This window comes from Embleya sp. AB8 (genome assembly GCF_049739465.1).
GTDB lineage: Bacteria > Actinomycetota > Actinomycetes > Streptomycetales > Streptomycetaceae > Embleya.
Genome location: NZ_JBMHHY010000045.1, coordinates 61,240 through 68,041, shown reverse-complemented (window position 1 = coordinate 68,041; position 6,802 = coordinate 61,240). Strand labels below are relative to the sequence as shown.

At 71.1% G+C, this 6,802-nt stretch carries 6 protein-coding genes and 1 pseudogene; 6 read left to right on the top strand and 1 reads right to left on the bottom strand.

The features are described 5' to 3' along the window. Positions 1-338: pseudogene (locus ABIA38_RS42480) on the bottom strand (phospholipid carrier-dependent glycosyltransferase); the annotation flags it as partial. Between the two features lie 58 nt (positions 339-396). Here ABIA38_RS42480 and rsmI point away from each other — a divergent pair. The 6 genes from rsmI to rsmA all read left to right on the top strand — a co-directional run bounded on the left by rsmI (position 397) and on the right by rsmA (position 6,754). Beyond that, positions 397-1,263 (top strand): 16S rRNA (cytidine(1402)-2'-O)-methyltransferase, encoded by an 867-nt coding sequence (gene rsmI, locus ABIA38_RS42475; RefSeq protein WP_424644372.1) that lies wholly within the window; start codon positions 397-399, stop codon positions 1,261-1,263. A 322-nt stretch (positions 1,264-1,585) separates the two neighbouring features. Beyond that, on the top strand, positions 1,586-1,927 hold the full coding sequence (locus ABIA38_RS42470) for a hypothetical protein (protein ID WP_424644371.1): 342 nt from the start codon (positions 1,586-1,588) through the stop codon (positions 1,925-1,927). 88 nt (positions 1,928-2,015) lie between these two features. Then, a complete protein-coding gene (gene metG / locus ABIA38_RS42465) occupies positions 2,016-3,635 on the top strand; it encodes a methionine--tRNA ligase (RefSeq protein WP_424644370.1) in 1,620 nt (539 codons plus the stop codon). Next, positions 3,636-4,535, top strand: coding sequence for a TatD family hydrolase (locus ABIA38_RS42460; RefSeq protein ID WP_424644369.1), 900 nt, complete (start codon positions 3,636-3,638; stop codon positions 4,533-4,535). Positions 4,536-4,676: 141 nt separating this feature from the next. After that, positions 4,677-5,837, top strand: coding sequence for a ubiquitin-like domain-containing protein (locus ABIA38_RS42455; RefSeq protein WP_424644368.1), 1,161 nt, complete (start codon positions 4,677-4,679; stop codon positions 5,835-5,837). Beyond that, entirely contained in the window at positions 5,834-6,754 is a 921-nt protein-coding gene (gene rsmA / locus ABIA38_RS42450) for a 16S rRNA (adenine(1518)-N(6)/adenine(1519)-N(6))-dimethyltransferase RsmA (protein ID WP_424644367.1), read from the top strand. The genes ABIA38_RS42455 and rsmA overlap by 4 nt, the downstream gene beginning before the upstream one ends. The last annotated feature ends 48 nt before the right edge of the window (positions 6,755-6,802 follow it).

Sequence of the window (6,802 nt, the reverse complement as noted above, 5' to 3'; positions counted from 1 at the left end):
AGTTTGAGCAGTGACCAGGCGTCCTTGGCGTAGTACGTCTCGTCGAATATCACCGCCTTCGGCTTGCCCAGGTTCCAGAACCGGATGAAGCCGGCGAGCAGGGTCACCAGGATGCACGGGAGCCAGCCGCCGCCGGTGTACGCGCTGTTGTCGGTGTACGAGGGCACCAACCGCTCGCGCAGCGAGGTCGGCGGCCGGTCCCGATAGCCGAATCGGGCCAGTGACCAGGCCCATCCGCGCGGCTCCGGACGTGCGGTCCCGGTGCTGCCGGGGGACTCCGCATCCCCCTCCGGGGGGTGCTTTCGGGTCGGCTGATCGGTCGCCACGTCACTCGTCACCCGTGCATCGTATTGACGCGCGGGCGAAGCGGGGCGCGCGAAAGGAGAGGATGGCCGGGTGGATCACGAACAGGACAGCCCTCAGGGCGGCGTACTCGTACTGGCCGGCACCCCCATCGGCGACGTGAGCGACGCGCCCGCGCGGCTCGCCGTCGAACTCGGTACGGCCCAGGTGGTGGCCGCCGAGGACACCCGCAGGCTGCGCCGATTGGCGAGCGCGCTGGGCGCGGAGGTGCCCGGCCGGGTGGTGTCGTACTTCGAGGGCAACGAGGCGGCGCGCACCCCGGAGTTGGTCCAGGCGCTGCGCGAGGGCAAGCGGGTGCTGCTCGTCACCGACGCGGGGATGCCGTCGGTGTCCGATCCGGGCTATCGCCTGGTGGAGGCGGCGGTGGCCGAAAACATTCGGGTGACGGCGGTGCCGGGGCCCTCGGCGGTGCTCACCGCGCTGGCGCTGTCCGGGTTGCCGGTGGACCGGTTCTGCTTCGAGGGGTTCCTGCCGCGCAAGGCGGGCGAGCGGGCTCGGCGGCTGGCCGAGTTGGCCGCCGAGCCGCGCACGATGGTGTTCTTCGAGGCGCCGCATCGGCTCGCCGAGTCGCTCGCGGCGATGGCGGCGGCGCTGGGCGCCGGGCGGCGGGGGGCGGTGTGCCGCGAGTTGACCAAGACGTACGAGGAGGTCCGCCGGGACACCCTGGCCGAACTCGCCGAGTGGGCGCGGCCGGGGGTGCGCGGCGAGATCACGGTCGTGGTCGCCGGCGCGCCGCCGGCCGACCCCTCGCAGGTCGGCCCGGCGGAGTTGGTCGAGCGGGTGGCCGCCCGCGAGGCGGCCGGCCAGCCCCGCAAGGAGGCCATCGCAGCGGTCGCCGCCGAGGTCGGCGTGCCCAAGCGGGTGGTCTTCGACGCGGTGGTGGCGGCCAAGAAGGGGTGAGCACGGCTGACGAGAGGTGACCTGCCGCGACGCGCCGAGCACGCTCCGCGGCGCGTCCACCCTGGCCTCGACGCGGTGTCCGGCACCCGCCACGCGGTGTGTTCGGACGCTCCGGGCGGGACGGTCAAGTGCGTGCAACGCTTAGGTAGGACGCTGCACTCGTTTGGGTGATGAGTCTCCCGGGTTCGCCATATTCCGTGTTGGCCCCCGTCAAGGAACCGTCTTGGTCGATACGGAACGAGTGCCTTCGGGCATTCCATGGATACCGGTCACGGGAAGCCCTCGAACGAGTCGGTGGGCTCGCCCGTGTGAGGAGGTCGTCATGGAAAATCCCACGGTGGTGCACGAGTCGTACGCCTTCGTCTGTATGTCCTGTGGACGAGGCTGGGAACGCGATTACGAAATCCACCACGCGACCGATCTGCACGGATTGCGACTCTGCCGGTATTACTCGGAGGGGGCCCTTGTTCCGTCCCCCTTCACGAAGCCCACGTGTGAACACTGCGACGGCACGCGCCTTCGGATACTGCCCGCCGGTCGAGTCGCCTCGGTCGCCGGGACCCCGAAGCCGGTCAAGGCCGTGAAGGCGGAGAAGCCGAGCAAGGTGCCCGCCCCGCGCGGCGCCTCCCGGTGGCACCTGCCGTCGCTGCATCGCTCCGCCTGAGTCCCGCCCGGGCCGCCCGGGACCGACGCCCGCCCCCCACCGGATACTCGGGGGCGGGCGCGGTCGCGCCGGCCGTAGGATTCCGGGTATGGCGGCCACTGGAACCACTGAACACACTGCGGGCGAGCGCGCGAAGGCGTTCTATGTCACAACGCCCATTTACTACGTAAATGACGCTCCGCACCTGGGCCACGCCTATACGACCGTCGCAGGCGACGTGCTCACCCGTTGGCACCGCCAGCGCGGCGAGAAGGTGTGGTTCCTCACCGGCACGGACGAGCACGGTCAGAAGATCATGCGCACGGCCGAGGCGAACGGCGTCACTCCCCAGGAGTGGTGCGACAAGCTGGTCACGGAGGCGTGGAAGCCGCTGTGGGAGCATCTGGAGATCGCCAACGACGACTTCATCCGTACCACCGAGAAGCGGCACACCGCCCGGGTGCAGGAGTTCGTCCAGGATCTCTTCGACAAGGGCGAGATCTACAAGGGCGGCTACGAGGGCCCCTACTGCGTGGCCTGCGAGGAGTACAAGGCGCCCGGCGACCTGCTCGACGGCGAGGACGGGCAGAAGTTGTGCCCGATCCACAAGCGGCCGGTGGAGATGCTGAAGGAGGAGAACTACTTCTTCAAGCTGTCCGAGTACGGGCCGCGGTTGCTGGAGTTCTACGAGGCCAACCCGGACTTCATCCAGCCCGCCTCGGCGCGCAACGAGGTGTTGCAGTTCGTCCGGCAGGGGCTGCAGGATCTGTCGATCTCGCGGTCGACGTTCGACTGGGGCATCCCGGTGCCGTGGGACCCGAAGCACGTCATCTACGTCTGGATCGACGCGCTGTTGAACTACGCCACGGCGGTCGGCTACGGCGCGGACCAGGACAAGTTCGAGAGCACCTTCCCGGCGGACGTACACCTGGTCGGCAAGGACATCCTGCGCTTCCACGCGGTGATCTGGCCCGCGATGTTGATGGCCAACAGCCTGCCGGTGCCCGGCCGGGTGTTCGCCAACGGCTGGCTGATGGTCGGCGGCGAGAAGATGAGCAAGTCGAACCTGACCGGCATCTCGCCGCAGCAGCTCACCGACCACTTCGGCGTGGACGCCTACCGCTACTACTTCCTGCGCGCGATCCAGTTCGGCCAGGACGGGTCCTTCTCCTGGGAGGACTTCGCCGCGCGGTACACCTCCGAGCTGGCCAACGACTTCGGCAACCTGGCCTCGCGCGTGGCGGCCATGGTCGGCAAGTACTTCGATGGCGCGCTGCCCGCCGCCGGTGCCGACGGCGATGCCGAGGCCGCGCTGCACAGCGCGCTGATCGAGACCGTGTCGGTGGCCGACGACCGGGTCCGCGCGCTCGACTTCCAGGCCGGCCTCGACGCGGTGTTCGCCTACGTGAAGCTGGTCAACGGCTACATCACGGAGCAGGAGCCGTGGAAGGTGGCCAAGGACGACAGCCCCGAGGGCCGGGCCCGCCTGGCGAGCATCCTGTACACCTCGGCCGAGTCGCTGCGCGCGCTGGCCGTGCTGCTCAACCCGGTGATGCCGGCGACCGCGCAGAAGTTGTGGGACTCGCTCGGCGCCGAGCCGCACCTGGGCGCGCTCGACGCGCAGCACGTGCAGGACGCGGGCCGCTGGGGGCAGTTGCCGGCGGGGGCCACGGTCACCAAGGGCGCGGTGTTGTTCCCGCGCCTGGAAGAGAAGAAGGCAGACGCGTAGGTGAGCAAGCGCAAGCGGCGGGACGGCGGGCCCCGGGACACCAGCGCGCCGCCCGCACCGGAGCCGCTACGGGTGCCGGTGTGGGACGCGCACACCCACCTGGACCTCCAGGAGGCGTCGGTGGTCGACGCGCTGTCGGCCGCCGCCGCGGTGGGCGTCGACACGCTGGTCCAGGTCGGGATCGACGTGCCGTCCTCGGTCTGGGCCGCCGAGACGGCCGCCGCGCACGAGCGGGTGCACGCGACGGTGGCGCTGCACCCCAACGAGGCGCCGCGGATCGTGCTCGGCGACCCCGACGGGTGGTCCGGGCAGCGCAGGGCGCCGGGTGGTACGGCGGCCCTGGACGCGGCGCTGGCCGAGATCGACCGGCTGGCCGCACTGCCGCACGTGCGCGGGATCGGCGAGACCGGCCTGGACTACTTCCGCACCGGCGACGAGGGTGTGGCCACGCAGCAGGAGTCGTTTCGCCGACACATCGAGATCGCCAAGCGGCACCGCAAGCCGCTGGTGATCCACGACCGTGAGGCGCACGCCGACGTGTTGCGCGTCCTGGCCGAGGAGGGCGCCCCGGAACGGGTGGTCTTCCACTGCTTCTCGGGTGACGCCGAGCTGGCGAAGACCTGCGCCGAGCTGGGCTACCTGATGTCCTTCGCGGGCAACGTGACCTACCCGAGCGCCCAGCCGCTGCGGGACGCGCTCGTGGTCGCGCCGATCGAGCTGATCCTGGTCGAGACGGACGCGCCGTTCCTGACCCCGGTGCCCTTCCGCGGCCGGCCGAACGCGCCCTACCTGGTGCCGGTCACCGTGCGGGCGATGGCCGAGGTCAAGGGCCTGACCGAGGACGAGTTGGCCACGGCGCTCGCGGCCAACGCCGAACGCGTCTTCGCCCCCGCGCAGTAGCCCGACGCGTGTCGCCCGTCACCCGGACGACCGGGGGACGGGCGGCGTACGTTCCGGGCCGGTGTACAGTCCGATGCTCGTCGGGCGGAACACCGGCCCGCGCTTCCCGGACCACACCCCCCGGAAACCTCAGGAGCACCGTTGAGTCGTTCCGCCGGCTCCGCCCGCAGGCGCAACTCCGCCCGGGCGGGTCGGGGCGGCAACCGCCCCGGACTCTCTCTGCGCACTCTCGTTCCGCAGGCCCTCGTGGTCGCCGTACTGGTCGGCGGCACCACCGCGTTCGTCTCGTACGACAAGACGGTGAAGCTCGTCGTGGACGGCGAGGAGCGCACCGTGCACACGTTCGCCTCCGACGTCTCCGGGCTGCTCGGCCGGCAGCAGATCAAGGTCGGCGAGCACGACATCGTCGCGCCGGGTCGCAAGGCGAGCCTCGAGGACGGCGACCGGGTCGCGGTGCGCTACGGCCGGTTGTTGACCATGACCGTCGACGGCCGGCCGCAGCAGGTATGGGTGACCGCGAAGTCGGTGGCCGAGGCGCTGGAGCAGGTCGGGGTGCGTGCGGACGGCGCGTATCTGTCCGTCTCGCGCGATCTGCCGATCGGTCGCGCCGGGCTCAACCTGGACGTGCGCACCGAACGGGCGATCACCTTCCTGGTGGACGGCAAGACCATCCCGCTGCGCACCAACGCGGCGACCGTGCAGGCCGCGCTGGAGCAGGCCGGCATCTCGATAGGGCCGCAGGACCGGGTGGACACGCCCACCGACGCCTATCCGCAGCAGGGCCAGACCGTCTCGATCCTGCGGGTCACCGGCACCACCGTGACCAAGGACGAGAAGATCCCGTTCAAGACCACTCGGCAGGACGACCCGACCCTGAACAAGGGCACCGAGGAGGTCTCCGTCAAGGGGGTTCCCGGGCTGCGGCAGATCACCTACTCGTACGAGACGGTCAACGGCGTCAAGCAGGAGCCGCGCAAGGTCTCCGAGAAGGTGGTCAAGGAGCCGGTCACCCAGATCGTCAAGGTCGGCACCAAGGAGATGCCCAACTCGGTGGCCGGGGCCGACCAGCTCAACTGGGGCGCGCTCGCCCAGTGCGAGTCGGGCGGCCGGCCGAACGCCGTCGACCCGACGGGGACTTATCACGGGTTGTACCAGTTCGACGCGCAGACCTGGCAGTCGATGGGCGGCACCGGGGTGGCCAGTACGGCGCCGGCGTCCGAGCAGACATATCGGGCAAAGCTCATGTATGTCCAACGGGGGGCGAGTCCGTGGCCGCTGTGCGGCAGTAGGCTCTCCTCGTGAGTGATCTTCCCGCGGGACCGGGACTGCTCGGTGCCGCGGACATCCGCGCGCTCGCCGAGGCCCTGGGCGTACGCCCGACCAAGCAACTCGGCCAGAACTTCGTGATCGACGCCAACACGGTGCGCCGCATCGTGCGCACCGCCGGCGTGCGGCCCGACGACGTGGTGGTCGAGATCGGCCCCGGGCTCGGCTCGTTGACGCTGGCGCTGCTCGAGAGCGCCGCGCGGGTGGTGGCGATCGAGATCGATCCGGTGCTCGCCCGGCATCTGCCGACCACCATCGCCGCGCGGATGCCCGAGCGGGCCGCCGACTTCGCACTCGTGCACGCGGACGCGATGACCGTCACCGAGCTGCCGGGGCCCGCGCCCACCGCCCTGGTGGCCAATCTGCCGTACAACGTGTCCGTCCCCGTGCTGCTGCACATGCTCCAGACCTTCCCCTCGATCGAGCGGCTGTTGGTGATGGTGCAGTCCGAGGTGGCCGACCGGCTGGCCGCGACGCCCGGCGGCAAGGTCTACGGCGTGCCGTCGGTCAAGGCCGCGTGGTACGCGGACGTCAAGCGCGCGGGCGCGATCGGGCGCAACGTGTTCTGGCCGGCGCCCAACGTCGACTCGGGCCTGGTGTCCTTCGTCCGTCGCGAACCGCCCACGACCACGGCCACCCGCCGGGAGGTGTTCGCGGTGATCGACGCGGCCTTCGCGCAGCGCCGCAAGACACTGCGGGCGGCGCTCGCGGGCTGGGCCGGCTCGGCGGCCGGCGCCGAGGAGGCGCTGCGCGCGGCGGGGATCGACCCGCGCACGCGCGGCGAGGCGCTCGGCGTCGAGGCGTTCGCCCGGATCGCCGAGCACCGCCCGACGGCCGACTCGGCGGGCACCGCGGATCGGCCCGACTCGGCGCCGAACGAGCCCCGCGACTGAGTGCGGGAGGCGGCCGTCGATACCATCGGGCACGGTGCCGAGGAGTTC